We start from the raw sequence: 24,937 nt of genomic DNA, 5'->3' as shown, positions 1-24,937 counted from the left end.
ATTCATATAAGTTCTAGCTGTTACAATTGGAGAGACATACTCCATTGACTCGTTCAGAACTAGAATATGTTTTTAAAGAGTAATAATCTTAACTCATCGAAATGAATGATTACATAAAATAACTTCTTTGGGTAACACTACAAACAAATTCTCCGGTTTGGAGTGAAGCCTGTGACGAAATCCGCATCAACAATCAGTACCTCTGAAGTTATTATTGTGGTTATTAACTCCATTCTTGGTGCAGGAATACTAACGCTTCCTCGTACGATTAGCAAGGCGGTAGAAACACCCGATGTATGGATCTCCGTCATCCTGGCTGGTTTGATCGTAACCATAGTCAGCCTGCTTCTTGTCACTTTATGTCGTAGATTTCCCGGTAAAACGGTGTTCGAATTTATTCCTGAAATCACAGGAAAATGGATTTCTTATCTAATTGGACTTTTAATTATCGTATATTTTGTTGTTCTATGTTCATTCGAAGTCAGAGTCATGGCTGAAATTACAAGTATGTACATTCTTGAGCGTACCCCTAGTTGGGTTACCATTATGGTCAGTTTGTGGATTGGTATTTACATGCTAACAGGTGGTCTTAAGGTCATCATTCGTGTCTTTTCAATCGTTCTGCCCGTTACGCTGGTGTTGCTCGGGCTTGTTTTCCTTTTGAGTACTAAAATGTTTGATATCACTAATCTCAGACCCATTCTGGGTGAGGGGATTATGCCTGTATTGAGGGGACTCAAGCCATCATGTCTCTCCTACTCCGGATATGAAGTTTTGCTCATCGTCACAGCTTACATGAAAGACGTGAAGGCGAGTAATAAAACTGCCATTTTCAGCATACTTATTTGCACGGTGATATACATGGTCACGATTGTCACAGTTGTGGGAAATTTATCTTTGTCGGGTGTTGAGACGCGGATGTGGCCAACATTCGATATGGTTCGAAGTTTTGAGATTGAGGGATTTCTTTTTGAACGTTATGAATCACTGTTCATCGTGTTTTGGCTGATGCAAATCTTTGCAACCTATGCTTTTAAACACTATTTTGCATCCATTGGTATTCGAGATTTGTTTCGTCTCAAAAAAATTACCGGAATACAATTTGCGATGTTACCAGTGCTGTATTTGATTGCTTACTTGCCTAAAAACCTGGAGGAAACGTTAGCTTTGGGTGATTTTCTCGGCAATATGTCCATTTTTTTATTTGGCTTGTTACCACTGCTACTGCTGATCCTTAGTTTTGTTCGTAAAAAAGGCGGGAAGCAGGCTTCTAGTGAAGCACTTAAGGTAGATTGAATGTTGGATTGGTGCTCAGAGCACCTTTCTATTCTGGCTCCAGTAACATAATGCATTGCGTAATTAGTACAAAAAACAAAAAAAGCCGCTACAATAGCGACTTTCAATGGAAGTATTCGTTACATCATTTACATCCAGACAGCAACAGACCGATATCTATTATTTATTAAAAGTAACCTTTTCTGTTCCGCCTTCAAAAATGATGGATGTGTCTCGCGGCTTCGATTCCGCAACTTTACGGCCGCCTCTGTAAGAATAAAGTACGCCGGCTTGTTTGCGAACAGCCTCATATTCGTTCTCTGCTTCAAGTACGATGAAGTTAGCAGGTTTACCTTCTTCAATACCGTATACATCCTCAATGTGTAACGTTCTTGCGCTGTTTTTTGTAATGAGGTCGATTGAATTTACGATCTGGTCGTAACCAAGCAACTGCGAAGCATGAATCCCCATGTGCAGTACTTGCAGCATGTTGCCTGTACCGAGCGGATACCATGGATCGAAGATGTCATCGTGACCAAAGCACACATTCAGACCTGCTTCCTGCAACTCTTTGACACGCGTCAGCCCTCTTCTTTTTGGATACGTGTCGAAGCGTCCTTGCAGGTGAATGTTAACCAGCGGATTGGAGACAAAGTTCAGATCTGCCATCTTCAGCAAACGGAACAACTTGTACGTATAAGCGTCATTATATGACCCCATCGCGGTTGTATGACTTGCCGTTGTGCGTGAACCAAGTCCACGTTCATAAGCTTCCTTGGCTACAACTTCTACGAAACGGGATTGCTCGTCATCGATTTCATCGCAATGGATATCGATAAGACGATCGTATTTTTCAGCCAAATCAAACGCAACTTTCATTGAATCAACGCCATATTCCCGTGTGAATTCGAAGTGTGGAATGCCGCCGACCACATCAACGCCCATTTTCAGTGACTCTTCCAGCAATTCTGCCCCGTTTGGATAAGAGTGAATGCCTTCCTGTGGAAAAGCAACAAGCTGGATGTCCATATATGGAGCCATTTCTTCTTTTACTTCAAGCATCGCTTTAACGGCGATCAAGCTTGGATCGGTAACGTCCACATGAGTCCGTACATGCTGGATACCTTGTGCCAACTGCCACTTGAGTGCTGTTTTGGAGCGTGTTTTGACATCTTCATGTGTCAAGAAAGCCTTGCGCTCTGACCAGCGTTGAATGCCTTCGAACAGCGTTCCGCTTAGATTCCATTCCGGCTCGCCTGCGGTGAGCGTTGTATCGAGATGAATATGCGGCTCAATGAACGGTGGCAGGACAAGCGATCCGTTGACATCCAGGACTTCCTCATTGTCGGTCACTTCCAGCGATTGTGTGATTCGCTCAAACTTCCCGTCTTTCACAACAATATTCCATAGTCCTTCTTTACCCCGCAATTTTGCGTTCTGTATAATCATTTATTTTCCCCATTTCTTTGGATTCTTTCGCAGGAACAATCAGCATCAAGACGATATAGGCCACTGCTGTACCAAGCAGTGCGTTCAATGGTGTTACGCCAGGAGCCAGTTGGGCGAATGCCACGCCGATGGCCCATGCGACCATCGCTACCCAGTTTACATTTTTGAATGACATGTCAGCAAATGGCTTATAGTTTCTACGTTTTACAATGAAGTAATCTGCTATAATAATAGCCCCGATGGATGGTACCGCCGCGCCCAGTACGTTCAGGAAACTGACGAAGTTGTTGTACATCCACATGGCGAATACGGTACCCACAATGCCGTTTACGATGACGAAAAATTTCTTTGAGATTTTGGTGATGTTGGCAAAACCAAGACCTGAAGCGTACAGTGCATTATCGTTGGTCGTCCAGATATTCAAGCCCAGAACGATGATTGCCGGGATGATCAATCCTTGCAGGAACATGACCTCCGAGATATCAGCCAGGTTATAGGCCATCGCACCAACTGCACCGAACAGAAACATGAGTGAGTTACCCAAGAAGAATGCAATCACTGTTGCGGTAACTGCCTGTTTCGATGTTCGGGAAAACCGGGCAAAATCGGGTGTCAGCGTTCCGCCGCTTATGAATGATCCGATACAGATCGTTAATGCTGCCGCCGCGGTAAGCGACTGAGTCGGCGTGTAATCAAGCAACCCTTGCAGACCACCCAGCGAACCCGCACCTTCGAACATGGAGTAACCACCGAGAATGGCAATCGCAGGAACCGCGATATATCCGAGAATGACGAGTGACTTCATACCGAAGATGGCTGATGCTGTCATGGCAAGTCCGAACACGATAATCAACAGGTACACGTTCCAGTCCATGGCTTTGGCGACCGGAATCGCGAACATGGCTACGCCTACTCCGAACCATCCGACCTGTGTGAAGCCTAGCAGGAACGAAGGTAGATACGACCCTTTTGCCCCAAAAGCATATTTAGCGAGCAAATGTGTGGACAGCCCCGTTTTGGCAGCGATATGTGCCAGTGCCCCTGTGTAGATACCGAGCACCAGATTGCCCGCAAGCACGATGCCAATGAACTCCATGAACGTCAAGCTTACTCCCAACGTGCCTCCTGCCAGCATGCTTGCAGAGAAGAAAGTGAAACCGAGCATGACGGATAACGTCTTCCAAAAGTGGTTTCTTTGCGATTTCGGCACAGCTTGCCATGAAAACTCTTGATCTTGTTTGCTCATCAGAATACCCCCAACATAAAGTGTATCTGATACCAAAAAAAGCAGAAAAAAGAGGCTACTCGTCAAGTTATACACTGACAAGTAGCCTCTTTTTGCATCATAACCCGCGCGAAGACACAGAGCATCCCATGACGGGATAAGCCCTGATTCTCGCGTGATTATGAAATCCGCTGCCCTTGCCAGCCTCTCTGGACTGAATTAAAGGTACCAGTATTCAATTACATACTATTATTTTGGAAAAACCTGAAGTTGTCAATGTCATTATTATCCAAGGGTTATTAATTCCTTATATAGCAAGCTGTTTTTGATCACGACTACTCTGATGACAGCGCAGCTGCGGATTGAAAATAATGCAACGAACAAATAGATGCACGCATTGACATTTGTACAAATAAATTCACTGCGTTTTTTTCATTGTAAGCCGCTGAAAAGGCACCTATAATTACGTTGTAATTGATAATGGTTATCAATGAGAAAAAGAGAACTCAGGGGGGAAACAATGATGAACAGTACAATTAAGAAACACCTATTCATATGGGGAGCAAGCTTCCTTCTTCTATCCGTCCTTGCAGCATGCAGCCGTTCGGAAAGCGCACCTTCACAAGAACCTGTGAAGACCAACGAGCAAACGACAAAAAGCTATACAACCCAAACAGACGAAGTGATTGAAATACCAACTCAACCACAACGAGTGATCTATCTTGGTTCAACACTTGGAGATCTCCTGGCCATGGATATCCCCGTGGTTGGAGCCAATCTGATTCATGCTTCCGAAAGCTATATTGTAAACCGATTAGAAGGTATTGAGGATGTCGGGAACCCTGGTGATTTGGAGGCAATAACGGCTTTGCAGCCTGACTTGATTTTGAATGGTTATCACCAAGATGCTGACCGGAACGCCGCTTTTTCGAAGATTGCGCCTACCATTCCGTTCAACTCGGCCTTACCATTTACAGAACGCGTCCGCGAGCTTGGCAACATTTTTGGCAAACAGGATGAGGCAGAGCAATGGATCAGCAGATTTGATACAAAAGCGGAAGCGATGTGGGACAAGCTGAATGTGGCTGAGGGCGAGACAGCAACCATCTTCTTGCAGTTGGGTAAACAGCTCTATGTGATGGGTAATCGTTCCTTGGGTGTAGTCTTGTATCAAGAGCACGGATTTGCAATTCCACCAGCAATTCAGCAAAACATTATCGACAAAGACCTAACATTCGTCGAACTTTCGGAAGAACTAATGCCGGACTATGCAGGAGATCATCTCTTTGTCCTAACGCTGGATAATGACGAAAGTCGAGCTGAATCTGATCGGTTGTTACAGAGTACACTATGGAAAACATTGCCGGCCGTTCAGCAAGGACACGTCTATACAGCTTCAGCCGAATGGAATACCGACAACCTGCTGGCAGTGGAGCAATTGCTTGATGAATTACCGAAATGGATGAATCAATAATAACGCATTGATGATGGCGTCAAAATCCTCCAAACCCTTTGGGCTATGGAGGATTTTTTGATTTTGTAAATTTGTACTGCGTGTAATAAGGTTTGCAACGAAACATTCTCTAACGTGTAAAATGTGGTAAACTAGTAATTGAGAATTGTTATCACTAGATTGGAGTGCTCCCGAATGCATATGGCTTCCCTATACATCCAACTGCAGCAGCATGATCTGCTTCAGCTCACACCACTGCAGGAAACCAATCATCATAATCCATCAACCAAGAGCAAGGCTGCCAATGAATATACATTGCTTATTGCTCTGGATCATGGAATTCAGCTGTTAACAAACAATATTTCGAAAGATCTGAGCCAAGGCAGTTGTATTCTGCTCCCTACTCAGCAATCCTACATTCTCAAAACTATAAAAGAGCAAGCACTTGTAGCTCGGTATACCTTTCTTGCTTTTCAGGTGGATAAGTCGAATCTGCTCCCGGCTTGCCCTCCTCTTATTCTGGGCTTTCCTTACAGGCTATCTCTTTCTACTATAAAATTGGCGTTGGCAGGAGAGGACTGGATCTCTCCGTCGCCTTTGCAAACCAACAAGCAAAATCGGTTGCAGGAGACGAAATTTACGCCTACGCATCATTCAAAATCAGCGGTTACTCAGACCCGGCTGCAACTGATAGTTAGCCTGATGGCTCAGTTAGAAAGCGCTGCTCCGCCAGTGCAAAATGATCAAGCGGTTCAACGTACACTCAGCTATATGGAGCAGCACTACAACGAAGATCTGACCGTAGAGCTTTTGGCCGAAATGGCCGGCATGGTTCGATGGCAATATAGCAAATTGTTTAAGGTGATGACTGGCAAGAAGCCAACGGATTACCTGGCAGAACTTAGAGTCCAGCATGCTAAAAGGCTACTGTCCAGTTCTACCGATACCTTGCGTGAGATATCCAGACAAGTCGGTTTTAAGGATGAGTATTATTTCAGTCGGCGTTTTCATCAGCTCACAGGACACCCTCCACGGGAATACGCGAATATACTAAGACGGACCAGGCAAAGAACGATAACCGATTCCCTCGGCAGGCAGATTTCCCTCCCCAATGAGGCTATGCGTATCGTGGCCACAGGTACCAATACCCTTGGAGAGTTGCTTGCTATAGGTATCCGTCCAGTCGGTGCGGGTATAACTACAATGAAATCACAAGTCATATATCGGAACAAACTGCTTCAGATCTCTGACATTGGACTGCAAGCCGCACCGGAACAAGTCTCCCTGCTGAAGCCTGATCTTATACTGTTAGGCAACTATAGTGAGCAGCAGTTACCTCGACTGGATGCCATTGCACCTACCATCGTTTATCACGAATCAACCAGCACTTTTGAGCGTCTTCGTTATATTGCGGATCTTTTCGATCGAAGCAGAACGGCTGAACAGTGGATCGACCGCTATGAGGAAAGTGTCAGGAGGATACGGCGACAATTGGCGGATGATTATATTGCAGGAGAACGAGCAACTGTCTATCTGGTGCTGGGTAAAAACATATATGTTATGGGACAGACGGGATTTGCCGCTACCGTGTATGAATCACTTGGCTTTCGACCCACTGAATCCGTAAATCAACTGATCATTAATGGCAGACCTTGGATACAAATTGATTACAATAAAATCACACAATACGGTGGAGACCGAAACTTCGTGATGGTACCTCAGGAGGAGATGAATGTAAATATACCTTCTCCGCTACAAAGTTTGGTTGGCATGTTGGCACCCAGTAAAGTACATATAGTAGAAGCTGGCTGGAACTACGATGATCCCCTTACCCGTGAGAGGTTATTGACGATTCTACCCTCTATTTTTGCTAAGGATGGACTCACACCTATGCTAGTAAATGAAAAAAAATAAACCGTGAAGCACGGTTTATTTTTTCAAAACATTTTCTCCATCTTACGATATGTGTCCAACAACCTCTGGTAATACTCTTTCGTATTCCTTATATAAAACATAACGATTAACACCTCTGGAAGAGTTAAGTGCTTCATGCGCGTGCTGAATAGCGGTATCACGGTTTTCTGCTTTGAGTTCAATACCCGCGAGCAATGTTGATCTCATCCACTGTTTTTTAATGCATTGAAGTCTTTCACGCGCATCTTCACTTTTCCCGTCTTCCAAGAGTAGAATAGTTTCGTAATATGTACGGTAGTCCGATAAGCCGATATGAGGTACAGCTTGCCGAATGGCAAACATATTTTTGAGATGAAGACCATAAGCGGCATTAAACGAGGCCTGCGTCGACTTCCGCTTATATTTCTGCGTAATCTGCTCCATCACAAGTTCTGCCTCATCATCGAGTCTGTTCGCAAGAACATAATTAATGTAAATGCCAGGTGTATTTTGCTGTTTGCGTAAGAAAATCTCCACACGGTCTATACGTTTTTCCAACGACAAAGGATAATAAAAGCGCAACATAAACATGATAAGAGCGGCTATAAGCACAACCCCTAATGTCAAAAATAGTGAGTAATCATTCCAGGACATAAACAAAACAAAGACAAACACCGCCAAATAAAAGACGAATTCCCCCCAAGATTTCCTCATACCTATCTCCTTCTAATAGAAAAATAACCAGCAAGTTTATATTATATCAAATTTAATTCCCCTTTTTGTATAATCTTAGGAAACAAAGTCATGCAAAACACTCTATCCCGTTTTTAAATCAAGCCTGACTAGATTTACTGATACAACAAAAAAGCCGCTATATTAGCGACTTTCAGTTGAAATAATTAAATTTATTATTGTGCACTTAATAGCTCTTCAAAAGCTTTTATGTTCGTGTCAAAATCAGGAACGGTTTGAGTTTCTTCAGCAGATTTGACCAGTTTTACTACTAAATCATTATAAGGAGTCGCAATTCCGGTACCCTCTGCTCTGCTTGAAACAACCCCGTTAATATAATCAATCTCCGTTTTTCGGTTCTTCTCCAGATCTTGAAGCATGCTTGCTTTGAGCAATCTGGAGGGCTCCATCACGTAACGTAATGTTTTCACCCGTTCAGGGATATCTTCTTTGCTGTTCAGTTCGAGTGAACTGATGTCGAATCCATTCATTTTAACCAATGTGACCCCATTGGCACGAGCAACTTTAATCGTCTCGTCCGCAATGTGAGCTGCACTTACAATGCCGGCTTCATGATCGATGATCTCCCCATATTCACCATTTAATGCAGCAGACAAACCACTGAATGCATTGTTGATCAGCAATTTGGACCATTTGGTTCCAACCAGGTTATCGGAAATATGTGTTCCACCCACAAGATCCAACACTGATTTCACGCGTTGAATTCGTTCGGTGATTTCACCATTTAATTCGCCAATCTGAAAAGCATACTGTTTAAATTGAGTGTACTCGATTGTAAGACTTGATACACCTGGTCTAATAAACGTAGCGCCAAATTCAACGGAGCCTGCAATGACGCGTTTTTCACCAACAATAGACGCGACTTTTTCTTCCGGAATCCCGTTCTGCAAAGAACACACCATACTGTCTTCTTTCAAGAATGGAAGTAATTCCTGAAGAATGGAATCGTTGTAGAGTTGTTTGGTTAAAAGTAAAACGAGGTCATATTGTCCTGATTTCTGATCAGGAGTAATTGCTTTTACTTTGGCCTGAAATTCCGTTGTACCGGTCACTTTAGCGCCCGTTTGATTTAAAGCATCTACATGTTCCTGATATGCATCAATTAACTCAACGTCCATTCCGACATCCGCAAGGTATGCGCCTACGATGGTTCCCAAAGATCCTGCTCCTACAATTGCAATTCTCATTATTTTTTTCCTCCTTATTTCTCTTCCAGGTAGTTGTATACAGGTTGTGCAGCGTTTAAGGTTAAGTTGGTAAGAATATGAGAAGCGGACACCACTTCCAACACAGGCAGATCTGCAAGAGGTGCCAATGCATGTTCGAACAATTGAAGCCGGGCAGGTCCTGTCCAAGCTTCTTTCACTTCGATGTCCGTAATTTGAGTACGGATCAGATCACATATTCTTAAATTCCCGGTATAGTCCGTAGCAATTTTAATCATAAAATTAGGTCGGCATATTTCACGTTTGGCCAACTCTTTATCCATCTCCCCGTGCTTATAACCCATCGTTGCCGTGGCTACACGCAGCGTCCCATAATCAAGTGTGCCAACAAGTGTATCTGAATCGGTATACAACTTGGGCGCACCCAGCTTTTTCGGATAGGCGGTGAGCTCTCGACCACTCGCAATTGCGGGGAAATTGTCTACGTACATTGAATGCACATAATCGCCTGCCTCCCCATTGAATTGCACAGGGATAACTTGTCCAGCTTCTGTATAAGCACCCAGCCCAGAAACATCCGGCATCCACATCACTTCGAATTTAACCAAAGGTTCCGTAATTTCCAGAGGTTCTGGTACGGCTGCCCGTAAAGCTTTTTCATCGGTCCGGTAAATAATATTCAAGTATTCACGATTCACGAATTTGTACGGTGGCATTGGGTATGCCGGAGCCGTTAGGGGTGTATTCAGATTTTTAGCTATGTTATTCACATCGATTTTCATCAAAGACACCTACCTTATGTTTTGTTTCTATATAAGTTGAACTCAAGATCATTCATACTGACACTACGATGACAGAACAACCTTCCAATCGCTGTTATCCCCAGATTTTTCGATTCCCTTTTCTAAAGGTGAAAATCCGTTGATAGCTTATGCTTCCGATGTAGCTTTCTTTCAGAACGCTTTTAGGCGATCGCTTTGCTTTTTCAGGTTTTTTCTGTCCTCTCCGTTATTGTGTAAATGAGTAGTTCAACTTATATAGTCATTTTTTGGTATTTTAAATTTGATCTGTATCTCATAAAAAAATTCTACATCAATATTTAAATTTAATATAATACATAATAAGCACTATATATATTTATCAAAATAAATAAGGAGTGCAGATAAATGGAATTGCTTCAGCTTAAATACTTTCAGACCGTTGCCTATACCGAACATATCTCCAAGGCAGCTGCGCAATTGAATATTGCTCAACCTTCCCTAAGCTTAACGATCAAAAGACTTGAGGATGAACTGGGCACCCCCTTATTCCACAGAAGAGGACGAAACATTCAATTGAATTCCTCAGGTGAAATTTTATTGAAGCACGTAAACAGGATTTTTATTGAAATTGAAAATGCAGAGATGGAGATTAAAGCGGAGGAACAGCAAATTTCCAATACGATCAGGATCTCGATTACGAATACTCGGTTCCTCACAGGTCTCATTAGTGACTATATCAACGGTACCCCCGAAACCAAGCTTCATCAGGGTATTGGGACACGCAGTGAAATTATTACAGGATTGAAGAAAGGCGACATGCATCTGGGCATTACGGGGCATCCGATTCAGGATGAGGAGATTGAGAGTGTTGTTCTTGTTGAGGAGGACATTGTTCTTGTTGTGCCCACGGATCATGCATACGGCGGAGAGACAAGCATTTCATTAAGTGTTGTTGCAAATGAGCCCTTTATTTCCCTTGCCGATAATAAGGAGTACAGCCGATTTACCACCATGCTCTGTGAAAAAGCAGGCTTCCTCCCCAATCATGCATTTGAGGTCGATTCTCATACCCTGCTTGAAATTATCAGGCTTAATCAGGGTGTTGCATTAATTCCGATCTCCGTATGTAGAAAACTAGGGTTACGTTATGTAAAAATTGCAGATGATTCAGCTATATATCCCATTAGCCTATCCTGGGTCAAACAAAAATGGTTATCTCCTGCTGTAAGAGAATTTCGTAATTTTATTACTTCGTATTATGAAGACCATGCTGGCTTGTTTAAAGTGGAATAGGATTTCTTTATACATGACAAACGATAAAAACAAAGACCAGGTTTGTTCCTTGGAAGGAACCGATGTGGTCTTTGATCGTTATCGTTCTTAGCTATACTGCAGTCTGTCCTTATACCAAACGTCCGGAATCATCTTACGCTCCAGTTCCAACAATTCATGAATGATCTTGTCCGCGTCGCTGATGGAACTCACGAGCGGGTCGGTGAGCATCGCCCTTCTCAGCTTCTCGTAGCTCTGTTCCAGAACAGCTTCAACCGTAAGCTCATGCGTATCCAGTACAAGTTCTTGCATACCTCTTATTCCGCGCGGCATCTCGCCTACATGGAGTGGTTTCACCCCATCCATATCTACATCGCACAGTAGTTCCAGGAACGAATCGGTATTCATATTGGTTACTGCGCCTTGATTGAGCGTATTGATGAAGAATTTTTTGCCCAAGTTCCCCACCATATTTTCGATGATGTCAGTCGCATGATCCGGTCCGAAGGTGCTCATATAATCGGCAATCGGAATGTTCCCTGCAAGAAAGTCATCCACCTGACGCCACATTTCGTCATGACGCTCATATCTGTCCTCTGTCTCCCAGATCGATAATGGCGGAATGGCGTCCGCGGTTTTGCCAAGACCCTGCCAATACCGAACGTATTCCTTCGTATGCGCTGTGCAAGTGGGAATGATTCCGAAAATATCATACAGTTCATAGGTAATTGCATCGTTAAAAAGAGCTTTTGCACCGCGATCACCACCGTTATTCTCATCACCTGCCAGCTTGCGCATGGCTTCTGCAATTGTGGGCATCACATTTTTTCCTTCATACTCGGCTTTGAGCAGCCAAGTGAAATGATTGACACCCGCGATACGAAAATCGAATTTCTGGTTGATCTCCTCAGTGAACTGGCTATTGTCTCCAATGATACCCGCTCGTACGGCGTAATAGGCTTTTTTATGCGGCATATGATGACTATCACACAGCGCAAACGATTTAAGCTTCGGAGCATAGCGATGTAATGCGATGCCATGAACGGTAGACGGGTTAATATAATTGATCACCCAAGCATCCGGACACAACTCCTCAATGTCTTTGGCGCATTCAATAATAACTGGCAGTTCCCGCATCGCGCGAAAGATTCCGCCCGGGCCAATCGTATCGCCAGAACACATGCGAATCCCATACTTTAGAGAAACCTGGCAGTCGATGCCCCGATATTTCACCGATTCTTCCGCAAAGCTGAGCACAACGAAGTCAGCTCCCGGCAGCACCTGTCTTCGATCCACTGAACCCTCAATCTTTAGGGATACATTGTTCTCCTTGGCGACCATTTCCGCTAGTTTTACCATTTTCGAGAGCCGTTCCTCGTCCGTATCCACCAAGGCCAGCGTTCCCTGATTCAAATATGGGGAGTGAACCATCTGCCAGATGGACTGACGACCGAAAAACAGGCTGCCTGCCCCAATAACAACCACCTTTGGATGTTGTGTACTTGTAGCATTCATCAATAACCCCTCCTCGTAACGATATAAGTTCATTATAGGGGAGTGGGCTGGAATCGGAATGTGTGATAGTTTTCAAAACATGTCATATCGTACGATAATTAACAAGAAGTAAAACCTTTGATATGATAGTGAAATATAGAGGATGTCATAAAGTAGAGAGGAATGAGTTGGAATAGATGCATGCAGGAACTATAAATATGAGTATAATCGACGAACTTTCGGAGTATATCACACTTCGCATGAGCTCTTATTTGGAACAAACGCACGACAGCAATTGGACGGAGCGCAAGTCTCATTCCGATTATGATCTGTGGTTCATTACAGCAGGCTCCGTGCAAATTACCATCAATGGAATCGAGCATATGGCGAACCCGGGTGACGTGGTGTTTTTTTATCCGGATATGCCCTATATGGCTTCCACGACCGGAGAGTTTTGCCGATTCGTTTACATGCACTTTGATTTCAGCATCGCTGAGCAAAAAAGAATTCTCGGCGAGTTTCAGCTCCCGGGCATTGTACCTGGTAATCTGATTCGAGAGGAATCAACGCTGTTCACCTCGTCCTATCGAAGATTCAAGCAGAGCAGCGGCGCTTCCGCCAGTCCGCTTTACTTGAAAGCCTCTCTGCTTCTCGTCATCGCCAAAATTTTGGAATTACACGGGCAAGGCTTATATCACGGTGAGTTTCTGAAAGACCGGAAACTGAGGAAAATCGAAGGAAGTCTGGAGGTTCTACAGAATGTGTTCTCATACGTGGATGAGAATCTGCATCGTGCCATCCGAGTTAACGAACTTGCAGATATTGCCGGCGTCTCTGAGAAATATTTTATTTCCTTGTTCAAAAAAATTCTCGGTATTACACCGGGGCAGTATATCAATCAGATCAAAATGAACCGGGCCAGAGACTATCTGTACGAGAAAAAATATACGATCCAGCAAATTGCCGGATTTCTGGGTTATCCCGATCCCTTTACGTTCTCCAAAGCATTCAAAAAATTCTACAACGTGCCCCCTTCCAAATTTGAATAAAATACCGCAGACAAACAAAGAGGCAACCGGTCGATCCGGCTGCCTCCCTACTTGATGAATCCTTGGTTATTCAGGGTTTAGTTTACGTACAGGTCCCTTCAGCGTCCCTCATACTCAAAAGGAGCTTCAGTGGAATACATCTCATGGAAAAATCCTTTATACGGTATATCCTCTTCCAGACATTTAATGAGATACAACAGTGCTTCGTCAGCTTCCGGTTCTTCGCCAGCACGCTGCATTTCCTCAAATTGACCTAGAATATTCTCCAAGAGAGCAACTTGAATAAATAAAGGCAGCTTCTCCAACATCGAATCTTCGATCTTGGTCTCGGAAGTATATCCAGCGAGGGCAGTTTGGAAATAGTCATCCATGAACTGTTTGCGTTTATCCACATCCGGCTCAAATTGAACCCAGCCTACTCCGTGTGTCCATAGATCGGCCAGATCATACATATACCAACCGAAGCATGAATTATCAAAATCATACACGGTGATCTGTCCGGTATCAAAATCGATCGAGTAATTTCCATCGTTATAATCAAAATGGATCATGCCGAATGTTTCCTGGTTTGTATCCAAACCTTGTAAGGTATTCAGGAGCTCAACCATCTTCTCCTTAAGCAGAGGGAATGATTCAGGTACCAGGTTATCGATATATTCACCGCTGTAATTGTCAATCAAATGATGCCGGCGATGAACGGGAGTGTACCCTTTCGACAGCTGATGCATTTTCCCCAGAACTTTACCGCTATTATAATAGTATTCGGTAAGTGGGACCCCTTCACGATACTGATAATGGTTCTCTACCAGCAAATTTCCCTTGGCCTTCACAAACATACAGACAAAGAATGTATGCTCATCATAAGTGATCTCTTCTACCAGATGGCCCTTTTTCGAGTTGACCACATTCGAGACACTTGCACCGTGCTCAAACAGATACCGCACATACTCCAGTTCGGCAATGTAATCTTCCCGCTTTCTGTCAGGCAAAAAAGACACCCGTAGAATTAGCGATTCACGCCCCTCTCGCTCGCAAGTGTAAACAACATTCCGTCCACCCTCATGAGGCGGAATAAGCTGAATATTGTAACCCTCCAGATGAAACAGCTCGGGTACCAGCGTCAGTACATGCGTATTGCTAATGTTAACAGCTTCGTTAAAGTTAATTACGATCTCCTCCAGTAAACATTGTTTGGACGGTTTCCCGCACTGCAATGTCCACAAAAGGAATCCCTGTAACGCAAATATCCTTTTGTGAACCTAAAGCATAATCACCTTGTTAGACATTGAATTCACTCCTCTTGTTTGAATAAAACAATTTTACATAATTATCCCTTATTTGACTAGTGAAAAATAAAGACCGCCCATATGGGCGGCGTGTAAAATTTTATATAATTACAGCGTTTCTCCGTTTGTTTCAATAACTTGTTTGTACCAGTGGAAGGAGTCTTTGCGAGTTCTTTCAAGCGAACCTTTGCCAGCATTGTCTTGATCTACATATATGAAACCATAACGTTTGCCCATTTCAGAAGTCGAGCAGCTAATGATATCGATAGGCCCCCAGCTAGTGAAACCCATCAATTCAACGCCGTCAGCGACAGCTTCTTTCATCTGCTCAATGTGGCTGCGCAAGTAATTGATGCGATAAGGGTCATGGACTGCCCCGTCCTCTTCCGGTGTGTCGATAGCACCCAGCCCGTTCTCAACGATGAAGAGCGGCATCCGGTAACGGTCATACAATCGGTTCAGCGCGACGCGAAGACCAATCGGATCGATAGGCCATCCCCATTCGGTAGCTTTCAGATGAGGGTTTTTAATCTGACTTACCAGCATACCAGAGTTGCTGTTGTCATTCGGGTCATATTTTCCGATATACGTCATGTAATAACTGAAAGCAATAAAGTCCACGGTATTATCCCGGATAATGGCATCGTCGTCAGGAGCTTTAACCAGTTCAATGCCGTTTTCCTCAAAATATCTTTGCATATAGGATGGGTATTCGCCTCGTGCCTGCACCTCTGGGTAGAACAGGTTCATCTGATCTTCCTTCATTGTCTGCAACACATCTTCCGGTTTGCTAGAAGCAGCATACGTTTCCAGACGGCAGATCATGCAACCAATCTGAGCATTTGGCATCTTCTCTTTACCACTTTTGACAGCCAGTGAGCTTGCTACAAATTGATGATGAGTTGCCTGATAGGCTACTTGCTCTGGTGTACCCTTAATTTTATCTTCCAGAATGCCGCCGCCAGTATACAGACTTGTCAGCATCATATTCATTTCATTGAAGGTAATCCAGTATTTCACTTTGTCTTTGTAACGGTCAAACAGCGTATTGGCAAATTTCAGATACAGATCGATCATCTCGCGGCTTTCCCAGCCGTTGTACTTGCGGGTTAACTCTACGGGCATCTCGTAGTGAGAGATCGTTACAAGCGGCTCAATGCCGTATTTCAAGAGTTCGTCAAGCACGTTATCATAGAAGGCAAGACCAGCTTCATTGGGAACGGCTTCTTCTCCTGTAGGGAAGATCCGTGTCCAGGCGATCGAAAGACGAAACACTTTGAAGCCCATCTCCGCAAACAAGGCAATGTCTTCTTTGTAGCGGTGGTAGAAATCCACGCCGTTCCGTTTCGGGAAATATACGTTGGTGTTACCGCTCAGATATTGTTCTAATTGAACAGAATCCACGTCGAAGGTGAAATCCTTGCCATTGCGCTCCTCATGAGGAACGAATGGAGCCATGTCTGAGGTAGAGAGTCCTTTGCCGTCTGCGTCATATGCACCTTCCAGCTGATTGGCAGCGGTAGCTCCGCCCCATAAAAATCCTTTAGGAAATGAGTGTTTAATTGTTTTTGTCATGTTGTTTCTCTCCTTTTTTTTGTAAATGGTATTCATGAAGCTGTTAACGAACGGTGAGGAGAAGCAATTCATTCATTGGAATCACCCCCTTCACCTGAACAGGTACTACATCGAGGTAATCCGGCGTATTGGTTACGATGACTGGTGTCACAAGGTCAATACCCGCACCCTGAATGCCATCCATATCAAATTCCAGAAGTAAATCACCCTTCTTCACTTCTTGTCCAGCAACAACCTTCACGTCAAAAAATTCCCCTTTGAGCGATACGCTGTTTAGTCCAACATGAATGAGAATGTCAATTCCACTTGATGAGGTCAGCATAATCGCATGTTTACTTTTGGCAACCAACGTGACGGTTCCGTCAAAAGGAGCTGTAACACGTCCATCCTGCGGACGAATTGCAATACCTTTCCCGGTCATTTCCTCAGCAAACGTTTGATCCGGAAGCTCTGAGAGCGGCACCAATTCACCAGTGAGCGGGCTGAACACCTCCCCCTTCTTTTCCTCGATGGAATGTACTGTGACAGGTGTCACCGTTTCTTGAGAAAAGGCAGTAGTTGTATTCAGTTCCTGTTCGGTTAATGTTTGTGCTGAGTCGGACATGGCGGAATTGCGTGTATTTGGCTCTTCCCAGTTGAGCAGCAAAGTCACTACGAAAGAAACACTAAAGCTGATGCCAATTCCGATTAATGCATACCAGAAATTGGACATGCCACCATTCGGGCCAATATATAACGGAAGTGAAAGCAATCCTGGTACAGCAAAACCGAAGCATTTCAGACCCACTGCGGTAATAAAGCCACCTCCTGCTGCCCCACCAATGAGTGAAGCGTAAAACGGTTTTTTCAGCTTCAAGGTGACACCATACAGTGCGGGTTCAGTAATACCAAGCAAGGCTGATATGCCACTGGATAAAGCAATGGATTTCATTTTTTTATCTTTGGTCTTGAGGAAAACAGCCGTGACCGCACCAGCCTGACTCATATTGGTTATCAGGTTGATCGGTAGCAAAAGCACGTCATATCCAAGTTTGCTCAGATTCTGCAATGTGCCTGGGAAGAACGCATAATGCATACCCGTCATAACAATCAGAGGCATGAGGCCGCCGAGAATAATGCCGGTTAACGGACCTGAATGGGCAAAGAGCCAGGAAGTACCCATTTCCAGATAGATGCCCATGTAATTCCCTAAGGGGCCAATCGCAATTAATAGAATTGGCACCGTGATGACTAGCACAATCATCGAGGTAAAGATGACTTTGACAGGACCGGGAATAAAACGATCGACCCAGCGATGTACATAACTCAGAAGCCACACACCCAGAATAATGGGAATAACGGACTGGGTATAATTCACAATGGACACGGGCAGCGAGAGAAAACGAATTGGTTCAAGCTGGTTTGCCAGATACGCATTCAGAATCGTTGGATACAATAAAGTACCTGCAAGCGTCAGGGCGATATATTCATTCACTTTGAACTTGCGGGCAGATGATAGAGCCAGAAGGAAAGGCAAGAAATAAAAGGCCGCATTAGCGATTGAGGACAGAACTTGATACTCACCGCTTTTCTCCTGTATCGCGCCAAGTGTAACGAGCAGTGCCAGAATCCCCTTTAACATCCCGGTACCTACGATGGCAGGCAGAATCGGAGTAAAAATGCCGGAGATTGTATCCAAAACAGCATTAATCCCTTTAGAGCGCGGCGCGTCTGTTTCAGGCTTTGATATGCCACTATGCTTCATCTGATCCTCGATCTGCTCATATACGGCTGCAACCTGGTTACCAATTACCACTTGAAACTGATCGTTCTGAAACTGTGCACCGAGCACGCCATCGAGTGCTTTGATCTGTTCCAATTGAACTTTGTTTTGCTCTCGAACATTGAAGCGAAGTCGTGTGATACAATGCCAAGCTTGCGTAATATTTTCCTGTCCGCCCGTTAATCGAATAATTTCTTTGGACAACTCCCGGTGATTCATGATGCTTCCTCCTTTTTTTGGCGAAAAAAAAACCAAATGTATTACCGGCCCGCCGCAGATGCGGAGTCGGAAACATTTGGTGGTGCCTGATCGAATCAGTAACACTCCATATTCAATTCATATTGATGATGGTATAACTTCAAACAGGTTGTATTGAGATTAATCCATATCGGTACGGGATGTCACTCTCTCGATGTGTATCATGAGATATACCATCTCATCGGGAGTAATCACGAATCCGCGTTGCCTCTCCATCGCCTCCTTTATTTTGAGTGCGCATTGGAAGCTGATAGGATATCGCTCCGACAATACATCATATAGAAATTGCTGATCTTTAAAAGAGAGCACTTCCCGGTTCAACTGACGTACAATGAAGTATCTCAGATGGGTGATGAACCTGGAAAAATCAACAGATTCCTGATTCAGTACCATTCCGAAATGTTCCGTCATGATCCCTATAATGTCGTTAATCATCTGTGTAATTTTAATTGTTTGGTTCATACTGCCCGAGTCGAATTGTGAGTTCACGAAATGAAGGGCAATAGAGCTTGATTCACCAGATGGCAGTGAGACTAGAAAAGCTTCATTGATTTTTTGAACTGCCCATTCTCCGGCACGGTATTCGGCAGGATATAGATGGCGAATGTCCCAGTGAAGCGGATTTTGCACATCCACGCCTTTTTTGAAACGATCCAGCGCAAAATGAATATGGTCCGCCAGTGTTAACAGGATCGAGTCATTCAGCTTTTTTCCAATCAGCGTCTTGCCTTCTTCAATAATCTGATCCGTAATGTCGATGACTTGCAGAGGGATATCGCTGAGAAATTGCTCGACTCGCTGATATTTGTCATTCGAGCCGATTCTGAACATTTTCTGGATCTGGCTCTGCTCAATCGGCTGTCCTCTCACTTTTTTGAAGCCAACACCCGTTCCGATGACAATGACTTCGCAACCTTCCGTGTCTTCCGCCAGGGCGATGTTATTGTTTAACGATTTTTTGAACCTCATGATGTTCTCACCCCCATTATACAAAAAGCACCACCATGATCCAGAACACAAGTCAAACAAACTTGTGAAATCCAGATTGTGGTGGTGCCTGATCGAATCAGTGACACTCCTTATTTAGCTGTATTCTATACCAGCCATGTAATCGTTGTCAATACCATTACTCTGGAATTGTTATGCACTTCGTTCATATGGAGATTGCCTCTATATAAACTAACATGAAATCGCATATCCTATTCATCCGAAGTTTTGTTTTCCTGAGCATTATAATAGTATCGAATCAGGATATCCTGATCATAGTTGCCAAAACCTTTGCCAAACAGGGTAAGCCCACCTCGGCCAGCTACGCCCTCTTCCGGCTTCAATCCAAAGGTCCAATAGGTGGATGCACCCAGATTCAGGTCTTGAACGCGCACATCCGAGATGCGCTGACCATCAATAAACGTGCCTTCCCCGTTAATACGCAACATTTTCAATACACCATACTGGTTGACATCCAGCTTCCACCATAGTGGCGTATGTTTACCTTTCCGATCCCCGAAATCACCAGGGCTTGTCCAAGTACCGAGGTCATTGCCGTTAAGGGTAAAGCGAATATCTGACGGCCAGTTTTCGTTCACCTTTGGTGCTTCCGAGCTTAATTCAAGGGAAATTTCAATCTCTCGAAGATGCTGATCATTGTACAGATAATTGGGAATCTTATATTCAAGAAAACCTCGTGCCATCCAAAGGATTCCCGCGTTCACCCGATCCGGGTCCATAAAGCAGGCCGGTGTGTCATATTGTCCAATCATTTGCGTTGTTGTTGCAATGCCACAGGTGGGCCAAGCTTCGTAATCCGTATACTGACCAACCGGAATAGAGACTTCATGGTAAGGAGCATCTACTGGGTCAGGAGAAAGATTGATAGTCATAAATTCTTGCAGAATAAAGCAGTATTTATACGTTCCACCGTTCTCGCGCTTCATGCGGCTGCCTACGATGCCCGCTTTCTGCAATTTGCTCACATGTGTACTAACGATGGCTTTGCTCAGATACAGCTCTTTGGCAAGTGCATTGATATGCATTTCCCTGTTTTGCAATAATAAGCGAACGATATTTAAACGGGCCTCGCTGGCGAGCGCCTCATATATGATTAAGGATGTGGCATCCGTGCCAAGCATCATGAACTTCACTTCCCTATCTCTATAGAATTCAATATATTATTGATTTAGGATTCGTTTTTTAGCGAACCCTTCGAAATAAACTTGCTCAATATAATAGCATTATGATACACATTAGATAACAAATCAATGAGTTGATTTTGCTTTTGTGCGAACTCATCGTGAAATAAAGTTTCTTACACACCTAAAATTAATTCTATGGAGGTTTTCTCATTGCTTACATCCAAAATGCTTATTGATAAAGACTTTCAGATTGCTGAAGTTGATCCACGTGTCTATGGTTCATTCATAGAACATCTGGGACGCGCCGTATATGGCGGTATTTACGATCCAGGTCATCCTACTGCGGATGCTCAAGGTTTCCGTCAGGATGCCATTGAAGCGATCAAAGCTCTGAACGTACCCATCGTTCGGTATCCGGGCGGCAATTTCGTATCCGGTTACAATTGGGAGGACGGCGTTGGTCCGGTAGCGGAGCGTAAACGCAGACTTGAACTGGCATGGTGGACGATTGAAACAAATGCGGTAGGAACAAATGAATTTGCAGATTGGGCCAAACTGGTTGGAACCGAAGTGATGATGGCTGTAAATCTGGGTACTCGCGGCATTGATGCGGCCAGAAACCTGGTCGAATACTGCAACCACCCATCTGGCACATACTGGAGTGATCTGCGTATCTCTCATGGTTACAAGGACCCGCATAAATTCAAAACGTGGTGTCTTGGTAACGAAATGGACGGACCATGGCAGATTGGTGCGATGACCGCACATGAGTATGGACGTATTGCCAATGAGACCGCTAAAGCGATGAAATGGGTAGACCCTGAAATCGAGCTTGTGGCTTGCGGCAGTTCCAGCCGTGACATGAGTACATTTGCAGATTGGGAAGCAACCGTACTGGATCTCACCTATGAAAATGTGGATTACTTGTCCCTGCATCAGTATTACAACAATAACAAAGACAACACGTATGACTTCCTGGCGACATCGCTGGATCTGGATCAATTTATTGATAGTGTGGCTTCGATCTGTGATTTTGTACAAGCCAAAAAACGCAGCAAGAAAAAATTGATGCTGTCTCTGGATGAATGGAATGTCTGGAAATCCATTGGCACAAGCCGTATGGAAGAACGATGGCAGATTGCTCCTCCAGAGTTTGAAGATGTATACACACATGAAGATGCACTAGCCGTGGGCTGTTACCTGATTACCATACTCAAGCACGCCGATCGTGTAAAAATGGCTTGCCTTGCTCAGTTGATTAACACCATTGCACCAATCATGACAGAAAATAACGGAGCAATCTGGTTCCAGACGACGTATTTCCCGTTCATGCATGCATCCAACTTCGGTCGTGGTACGGTGTTGCGATCCATCACAACTTCACCTAAATATGATTCCAAAGACTTTACAGATGTGCCTTATCTCGAAGCGATCAGTGTGCATGATGAAGAGAACGGCACGATCACAATCTTTGCGGTGAACAGACATCTGGATGAGCAGTTGGAACTTAACGTAGACCTGCGTTCCTTCGGAGAAACCACATTTGTGGAACATATCGTACTAGAGAATAACGATCTGAAAGCAACCAATACGAAAGAAAACCCACGCAATGTCCTTCCGCACAACGGCGGGCACACAACCGTGGATCAAGGTAAAGTGCAAGCTGTACTGAACAAAGCGTCGTGGAACGTCATTCGCCTCAAAACCAAACAGGCGTAATAAATAATAAGAGCGGGATAGAATTTTCTCCTACTCTGCAACATCAGCATTGTTTTTCGCACCGCGTGCAGCTTCCAGCGCGCGGTGCTTTTTGCTGTATGAGGGTAGTCCGCCGAACTACACAGTTCCAAAGTTAGATGTTAGACGCGTATTTGAAACCTCATTTTTTATTCCTCGTAACGAACGAATTTAACGAACACAGGGAGTCTTATTTAACCCGGTTCGGGCGGATTTTAATTCTATCAAACACAGGAGAAGTTATGCTGCAGAATCAGCCCCTTTTCCACACTATATCTTACATTTTGCAGCGAATAGGGTTTGTCATGTTTGTTAGAATTTTAATGGCTTGATATTGACCCGAATAAGGTTTCTGAGGTTCGTTAGCACTGAGCAAGCATGCTAAATCGAGCTGGTTCGCTCCTCATATACAGCACAAGCAAATAAGCCACCCTCCGTTTGGCGTACGGAGAGCAGCTTGCAGTGAAGCATCTAGCGGAGAAGATAAGGAACAGAACAAAACAGATCAGATCAGAAAAAGATCAAATCACCCAACATACTAGCAATGCTTCCTTCCCAAATGCAACGAAGCTTGTGTTCTATTTCACGATTTTCATTTCAAGTATTATCCTTGTTGTGCTTCCTCTTCCCCTTCGGTTTCAGCCTGAGCTGCTTGGCTTGCTGGAGTCATCAGCCCTTGAACTGCCCCCATAAATGGCTGAATCTGCTTAATCATGCCATACCCCATTTTGACCACAGGTGTAAACCGCTGGATCATGCCAAACAACCGCATACCACCGCCTAACATACCTCCAATCGAGCCTGCACCGCCAAAGCCACCTAACAATGAGCCTAGCATAGGCATGAAAGATGATACCTGGGCTTGCCTAGACGTTGAGCGAGACATCGACCGGGATCGTACTTGCGACTTACGTGTGCTGTTCACCCGTTTACGGTTTCGAGCGGATGCTGTTTTTCTTGTAGCCCCTGCTTTCGGTTTGGTTTTGCGAGCACTGCCTTCAGATGAGGGTGCTGTGATTGCGGCCTGAGTAAGCTTTCCGCCCCCGGTAAGCACTACGCCTTCGCTGTTAACGCCAGAGATGTACCCGACGTACGTCTCGCCATTATGAAGAGTCACGCAGACTGGGCGATCCTTGAGCCGTTTCACCCGGACGTGTATTTCATTGGTTTTAGCCATGGAATTCACCTCCACTTGACTTGATCTACTTCAGTCTACGCAATGGGTGGACGACTTGCCTGTGCGAATAACACATCCGTGTCGCCTGCGGATATTTAAAATCCCACCGGATCGAGGCTCATATCAATATTGATAATAATCCTTCGGTAAAAATGTGTTAATTCGATTTCTTGTTTTTCCTGTCTCAGATATGCTCGATATACATCTCATTCAAGATATGACCCATACGATATGTGTGCTCTGCCAATTCAGATTTCACATATGATTCAATATCAGTCTTTTCGATATTGTACAAGACCTCCATTTCTTTAGAAAAAAGAAGGTGTCCCTCATTGATTTTCTGCTCCAACGAGGTTATCTGTTTGGGTTTCAGATCACCACCGAGCACCTGCTGAAGTGCTTGCACATATGTTTCAAGCGAACGGGCTCCGACAATTTTTATACCCTGGTTCTCTTCATTCACAATGATAATTGATGGGAAACCTCTAACTCCCAAACTAGCGACACTCTCAAAGTCTTCCTCTAATAACTCTTGTGCAGATTGCTCTGCAGCCGCCTCAACCACTTCTTTTCCATTCAAGCCCAGTTGATTGACGATATCCATCAGCACATCATCTTCTCCAATATTTCGATTGAATGCAAACACGGCTTCACGCGCACGTCTTAAGAAGTCCTGCTCTTTACCAGGGTGCGTACTCTGAATGACCTTAAATACGCGAGATGGCGGATAGGAAGAAAGTATTGGATTATCGTGCCATAAGGAACCGTCGATGGGCATGCGTGAATGTTCACCCACTTCCTTCCAATGCTCTGCAACATCTGAAGGTTTCTGAATCCCGTTAGCGCCATCCGAGAAACCATTCCAGTTAGCCAGTAGCCCACCCATTTTAATTTGCAGCGTAAAATAATGACCGTATTCCTCAATAAACCGATGAAGCACAGGCTCAAGCGCCCAGCAGTGAGAGCAGATCGGATCTGTTGCGTAATAAAGAGTTATCCTTTTCTCAACGTGATTCAGATTGATTTCTTGCATCGCCTCTTCTTCGCTCACACCACATACACCTGTTTCCAGATCACACATCATAGATTCGTTACTCACGTGTATCCCGCCTTTATATTGTCTTATGAATTGATTTTCTTGTGTTAGTTTGATTATAATGTCTACAATCTTCTGAACAAGTACGATTCTTTTTCTGACTTAGTATCAAAAAGTATACTAT

Annotated in this window: 19 protein-coding genes; 6 read left to right on the top strand and 13 right to left on the bottom strand. The window is 44.2% G+C overall.

What is annotated here, in order from left to right; translation table 11 throughout:
- Nucleotides 1-171 precede the first annotated feature (171 nt).
- Entirely contained in the window at nt 172-1,296 is a 1,125-nt protein-coding gene (locus MKY87_RS00475) for a GerAB/ArcD/ProY family transporter (RefSeq protein ID WP_339783859.1), read from the top strand.
- Between the two features lie 159 nt (nt 1,297-1,455).
- Here MKY87_RS00475 and MKY87_RS00470 read toward each other — a convergent pair whose 3' ends face one another.
- On the bottom strand, nt 1,456-2,724 hold the full coding sequence (locus tag MKY87_RS00470) for a cytosine deaminase (protein WP_091030327.1): 1,269 nt from the start codon (nt 2,722-2,724) through the stop codon (nt 1,456-1,458).
- A complete protein-coding gene (codB, locus tag MKY87_RS00465; protein ID WP_091030329.1) occupies nt 2,693-3,970 on the bottom strand; it encodes a cytosine permease in 1,278 nt (425 codons plus the stop codon). The genes MKY87_RS00470 and codB overlap by 32 nt, the downstream gene beginning before the upstream one ends.
- A 499-nt stretch (nt 3,971-4,469) precedes the next feature.
- On the opposite strand from codB, the gene MKY87_RS00460 reads away from it, so the two are divergent.
- Both MKY87_RS00460 and MKY87_RS00455 read left to right on the top strand, forming a co-directional pair.
- Complete coding sequence (locus tag MKY87_RS00460; RefSeq protein WP_340962476.1) at nt 4,470-5,423, top strand: ABC transporter substrate-binding protein; 954 nt, start codon at nt 4,470-4,472, stop codon at nt 5,421-5,423.
- A 174-nt stretch (nt 5,424-5,597) separates the two neighbouring features.
- Nucleotides 5,598-7,316, top strand: a complete 1,719-nt coding sequence (locus MKY87_RS00455) for an AraC family transcriptional regulator (RefSeq protein WP_340962475.1) — start codon at nt 5,598-5,600, stop codon at nt 7,314-7,316.
- 42 nt (nt 7,317-7,358) lie between these two features.
- Here the strand turns inward: MKY87_RS00455 and MKY87_RS00450 are convergent, their stop codons facing one another.
- From MKY87_RS00450 to MKY87_RS00440, 3 genes are all read right to left on the bottom strand, one after another.
- Nucleotides 7,359-7,976: a hypothetical protein gene (locus tag MKY87_RS00450; protein WP_340962474.1), complete on the bottom strand. Its 618-nt coding sequence runs from the start codon at nt 7,974-7,976 to the stop codon at nt 7,359-7,361.
- Between the two features lie 227 nt (nt 7,977-8,203).
- Nucleotides 8,204-9,235: a ketopantoate reductase family protein gene (locus tag MKY87_RS00445; protein WP_340962473.1), complete on the bottom strand. Its 1,032-nt coding sequence runs from the start codon at nt 9,233-9,235 to the stop codon at nt 8,204-8,206.
- A 14-nt stretch (nt 9,236-9,249) separates the two neighbouring features.
- Entirely contained in the window at nt 9,250-9,996 is a 747-nt protein-coding gene (locus MKY87_RS00440; RefSeq protein WP_340962472.1) for an acetoacetate decarboxylase, read from the bottom strand.
- A 384-nt stretch (nt 9,997-10,380) separates the two neighbouring features.
- Between MKY87_RS00440 and MKY87_RS00435 the strand changes: the two genes are divergently transcribed.
- Nucleotides 10,381-11,268, top strand: a complete 888-nt coding sequence (locus tag MKY87_RS00435; RefSeq protein ID WP_340962471.1) for a LysR family transcriptional regulator — start codon at nt 10,381-10,383, stop codon at nt 11,266-11,268.
- 87 nt (nt 11,269-11,355) lie between these two features.
- Here the strand turns inward: MKY87_RS00435 and MKY87_RS00430 are convergent, their stop codons facing one another.
- Complete coding sequence (locus tag MKY87_RS00430; protein WP_340962470.1) at nt 11,356-12,762, bottom strand: family 4 glycosyl hydrolase; 1,407 nt, start codon at nt 12,760-12,762, stop codon at nt 11,356-11,358.
- A gap of 197 nt (nt 12,763-12,959) precedes the next feature.
- Between MKY87_RS00430 and MKY87_RS00425 the strand changes: the two genes are divergently transcribed.
- Complete coding sequence (locus MKY87_RS00425; RefSeq protein ID WP_340962468.1) at nt 12,960-13,790, top strand: AraC family transcriptional regulator; 831 nt, start codon at nt 12,960-12,962, stop codon at nt 13,788-13,790.
- 98 nt (nt 13,791-13,888) lie between these two features.
- Here the strand turns inward: MKY87_RS00425 and MKY87_RS00420 are convergent, their stop codons facing one another.
- From MKY87_RS00420 to MKY87_RS00400, 5 genes are all read right to left on the bottom strand, one after another.
- On the bottom strand, nt 13,889-15,004 hold the full coding sequence (locus MKY87_RS00420) for a phosphotransferase enzyme family protein (RefSeq protein WP_340962467.1): 1,116 nt from the start codon (nt 15,002-15,004) through the stop codon (nt 13,889-13,891).
- Nucleotides 15,005-15,184: 180 nt separating this feature from the next.
- Entirely contained in the window at nt 15,185-16,651 is a 1,467-nt protein-coding gene (locus tag MKY87_RS00415) for a glycoside hydrolase family 1 protein (protein WP_340962466.1), read from the bottom strand.
- A gap of 43 nt (nt 16,652-16,694) precedes the next feature.
- Nucleotides 16,695-18,632 (bottom strand): beta-glucoside-specific PTS transporter subunit IIABC, encoded by a 1,938-nt coding sequence (locus tag MKY87_RS00410; RefSeq protein WP_340962464.1) that lies wholly within the window; start codon nt 18,630-18,632, stop codon nt 16,695-16,697.
- 159 nt (nt 18,633-18,791) lie between these two features.
- Complete coding sequence (gene licT, locus MKY87_RS00405) at nt 18,792-19,640, bottom strand: BglG family transcription antiterminator LicT (RefSeq protein ID WP_340962462.1); 849 nt, start codon at nt 19,638-19,640, stop codon at nt 18,792-18,794.
- Nucleotides 19,641-19,870: 230 nt separating this feature from the next.
- Entirely contained in the window at nt 19,871-20,803 is a 933-nt protein-coding gene (locus MKY87_RS00400; protein WP_340962461.1) for an ArsR/SmtB family transcription factor, read from the bottom strand.
- 225 nt (nt 20,804-21,028) lie between these two features.
- Here MKY87_RS00400 and arfA point away from each other — a divergent pair, with 225 nt between their 5' ends.
- The gene (gene arfA, locus MKY87_RS00395; protein ID WP_340967355.1) at nt 21,029-22,522 is read left to right on the top strand and encodes an arabinosylfuranosidase ArfA; all 1,494 of its coding nucleotides are present in this window, start codon (nt 21,029-21,031) and stop codon (nt 22,520-22,522) included.
- A 622-nt stretch (nt 22,523-23,144) separates the two neighbouring features.
- Here the strand turns inward: arfA and MKY87_RS00390 are convergent.
- A complete protein-coding gene (locus MKY87_RS00390; protein ID WP_339783872.1) occupies nt 23,145-23,717 on the bottom strand; it encodes a hypothetical protein in 573 nt (190 codons plus the stop codon).
- A 184-nt stretch (nt 23,718-23,901) separates the two neighbouring features.
- Nucleotides 23,902-24,816 carry a DsbA family oxidoreductase gene (locus tag MKY87_RS00385; RefSeq protein ID WP_340962459.1) on the bottom strand — a complete coding sequence of 305 codons (915 nt, stop codon included), beginning with the start codon at nt 24,814-24,816 and terminating at the stop codon, nt 23,902-23,904.
- Nucleotides 24,817-24,937: the final 121 nt, after the last annotated feature.

This window comes from Paenibacillus sp. FSL R7-0198 (assembly GCF_038000415.1).
GTDB lineage: Bacteria > Bacillota > Bacilli > Paenibacillales > Paenibacillaceae > Paenibacillus.
Note: the sequence above shows the minus strand (reverse complement) of the source record. Positions and strands in the feature narration are given on the sequence as shown.

Bases quoted from the DNA above. Each gene is read 5' to 3' on its own strand.
- arfA (WP_340967355.1), top strand. From the start codon at position 21,029: ATGCTTATTGATAAAGACTTTCAGATTGCTGAAGTTGATCCACGTGTC.
- MKY87_RS00435 (WP_340962471.1), top strand. From the start codon at position 10,381: ATGGAATTGCTTCAGCTTAAATACTTTCAGACCGTTGCCTATACCGAA.
- MKY87_RS00400 (WP_340962461.1), bottom strand. From the start codon at position 20,803: ATGATGCTTGGCACGGATGCCACATCCTTAATCATATATGAGGCGCTC.
- MKY87_RS00455 (WP_340962475.1), top strand. From the start codon at position 5,598: ATGCATATGGCTTCCCTATACATCCAACTGCAGCAGCATGATCTGCTT.
- MKY87_RS00415 (WP_340962466.1), bottom strand. From the start codon at position 16,651: ATGACAAAAACAATTAAACACTCATTTCCTAAAGGATTTTTATGGGGC.
- MKY87_RS00410 (WP_340962464.1), bottom strand. From the start codon at position 18,632: ATGAATCACCGGGAGTTGTCCAAAGAAATTATTCGATTAACGGGCGGA.
- licT (WP_340962462.1), bottom strand. From the start codon at position 19,640: ATGAGGTTCAAAAAATCGTTAAACAATAACATCGCCCTGGCGGAAGAC.
- MKY87_RS00430 (WP_340962470.1), bottom strand. From the start codon at position 12,762: ATGAATGCTACAAGTACACAACATCCAAAGGTGGTTGTTATTGGGGCA.
- MKY87_RS00460 (WP_340962476.1), top strand. From the start codon at position 4,470: ATGATGAACAGTACAATTAAGAAACACCTATTCATATGGGGAGCAAGC.
- MKY87_RS00445 (WP_340962473.1), bottom strand. From the start codon at position 9,235: ATGAGAATTGCAATTGTAGGAGCAGGATCTTTGGGAACCATCGTAGGC.
- MKY87_RS00390 (WP_339783872.1), bottom strand. From the start codon at position 23,717: ATGGCTAAAACCAATGAAATACACGTCCGGGTGAAACGGCTCAAGGAT.
- MKY87_RS00440 (WP_340962472.1), bottom strand. From the start codon at position 9,996: ATGAAAATCGATGTGAATAACATAGCTAAAAATCTGAATACACCCCTA.
- codB (WP_091030329.1), bottom strand. From the start codon at position 3,970: ATGAGCAAACAAGATCAAGAGTTTTCATGGCAAGCTGTGCCGAAATCG.
- MKY87_RS00470 (WP_091030327.1), bottom strand. From the start codon at position 2,724: ATGATTATACAGAACGCAAAATTGCGGGGTAAAGAAGGACTATGGAAT.
- MKY87_RS00425 (WP_340962468.1), top strand. From the start codon at position 12,960: ATGAGTATAATCGACGAACTTTCGGAGTATATCACACTTCGCATGAGC.